The organism is Pseudomonas brassicae (assembly GCF_010671725.1).
Classification (GTDB): Bacteria; Pseudomonadota; Gammaproteobacteria; order Pseudomonadales; family Pseudomonadaceae; genus Aquipseudomonas; species Aquipseudomonas brassicae.
On record NZ_JAAHBU010000625.1, the window covers coordinates 1 to 1,911 of the forward strand.

Below are 1,911 nucleotides of genomic sequence, written 5' to 3' on the forward strand. Positions count from 1 at the left end.
CTGGCTTGCCAGCGAAGAAGGCAATGCAAATCTCAATAAAAAACCCCGCACAGGGCGGGGTTTCGGGTGACGCTGCGAGGCGGGCTGATCAGTTGCCCTTGACCGCCTTGCCATCGACCGTACCGTCCTGCAGCACGATCACGTACTCCTTGCCGTCGGTCTCGACCTGGCGCAGTTGCACCAGCAGGTAATCCCATTCCTTGGCAAACCAGAGCTCGGTAATGCGCTTGCTCTGGCTTGGATCGCGTACGCGCTCGACCTTGATCGCATCGACCTGGCCGGTCTTGGTGGTGACCTTCTCGGTACCCAGCACGCGGAAGTCGTAGGTGTCGATCTCGTCGCCATCGACCACCTGGTAGCTCACGCTCTTCTTGCCGGCTGCCACGTCATGCTGCAGCGCCAGCTGATAGCTCGACTTGTCGAGCACGCCACGGTTGAGCGGCAGCTTCACGGCATCGCCACGGTCGGAACCGGTGATGGTCTTGCTCGACCAGTCGAAGTCCAGGTCGACTTTCTTTGCCTTGCCCAGGCCGTCACGTTCGAAGTGATAGGTCTGGGGCAGCAGGGTGTCCTTGTCCAGGCGCAGGGTGCTTTGCTCGGTCAGGCTGGCGATCATCATCGAGGCCTTGAAGTTGAGGCTCCAGGTCCCGTTGGCGTTCTTTGCCAGGCTGCGTTCGGCAGTACCGCTCATGGGCAGTTGCTTCCAGTCAGCGGTGTAGCTGGCCGAGAAAGGCTTCAGATCGGCTGCCTGAAGCGGTAAAGCGAGCACGGCGAGTGCGAAGAGCAGGGCGCGACGCATAAAATCTCCTAGGGTCGAATCAAGTGGCCGCTGGCCGCCAGGGGCTGGCCATCCAGTAGAGCACCGTGCTCGCCCAGGCGCAAACGGCCTTCGGCGAACCAGCGCACCGCCAGCGGGTAAATCTGATGTTCCTGGCTGTGAACCCTCTGGGCCAGACGTTCCGGCGTGTCATCCGAGACTACCGGGATTACAGCCTGTACGACCAGCGGGCCGCCATCGAGTTCCTCGGTGACGAAATGCACGCTGCAGCCATGCTCGCGATCTCCCGCCTCCAGCGCGCGCTGGTGGGTGTGCAGGCCCTTGTACTTGGGCAGCAGGGAAGGGTGGATGTTGAGCAGGCGGCCCTGGTAGTGGCGCACGAAGCCTGCACTGAGGATGCGCATGAAGCCGGCCAGCACTACCAGTTGCGGTGCAAAACCGTCAATCAGCTCGACCAGCGCCGCATCGAAGGCCTCGCGGCCGTCGAAGGCCTTGTGGTCGAGTACGGCGGTATCGATGCCGGCAGCGCTGGCGCGCTGCAGGCCATAGGCGTCGGCGCGGTTGGAGACCACCGCGCGGATGCGCACCGGGCTGTCGCCGGAGCGGGTGCTGTCGATCAGGGCTTGCAGGTTGCTGCCGGTGCCAGACAGCAGCACCACTACATCACAAGGCGTACTCGGCATCAGTGCGCCTTGAGGTTTTTCAGCTCGACCTGGGCAGCGCCTTCGGCGGCCGTGGCGATCTGGCCGATCACCCATGGCTGCTCGCCGGCCTCACGCAGGACCTTGAGGGCGTTGTCGACCTGGTCCTGGCCGACGCAGATGACCATGCCCACGCCGCAGTTCAGCACGCGGTGCATTTCCGTCTCGTCGACGTTGCCTTGCTGCTGCAGCCAGTCGAATACCGCTGGACGCTGCCAGCTGGCCACGTCCACCACGGCCTGGGCGCCTTTTGGCAACACGCGCGGGATGTTGTCGAGCAGGCCGCCACCGGTGATGTGGGCCATGGCCTTGACCGCGCCAGTGTCCTTGATCAGCTTGAGCAGTGGCTTGACGTAGATGCGGGTCGGGGCCATCAGCAGTTCGGTCAGCGGCTTGCCGTCCAGTTTCACGGAGGCGATGTCGGCACCGGCG

General features: G+C 63.7%; 3 protein-coding genes. All 3 read right to left on the reverse strand.

What is annotated here, in order from left to right:
• Positions 1–88: 88 nt before the first annotated feature.
• Entirely contained in the window at positions 89–799 is a 711-nt protein-coding gene (locus tag G3436_RS26725; protein ID WP_163951355.1) for a DUF3108 domain-containing protein, read from the reverse strand.
• 8 nt (positions 800–807) lie between these two features.
• Positions 808–1,461: a phosphoribosylglycinamide formyltransferase gene (purN, locus tag G3436_RS26730; protein WP_163951357.1), complete on the reverse strand. Its 654-nt coding sequence runs from the start codon at positions 1,459–1,461 to the stop codon at positions 808–810.
• Positions 1,461–1,911 (reverse strand): AIR synthase-related protein (locus tag G3436_RS26735; protein WP_243667353.1); only part of this gene is annotated, 451 nt, incomplete at its 5' end. The genes G3436_RS26735 and purN, both read right to left, overlap by 1 nt.

Coding starts and splice junctions, on each gene's coding strand:
- purN (WP_163951357.1), bottom strand. CDS start 1,461: ATGCCGAGTACGCCTTGTGATGTAGTGGTGCTGCTGTCTGGCACCGGC.
- G3436_RS26725 (WP_163951355.1), bottom strand. CDS start 799: ATGCGTCGCGCCCTGCTCTTCGCACTCGCCGTGCTCGCTTTACCGCTT.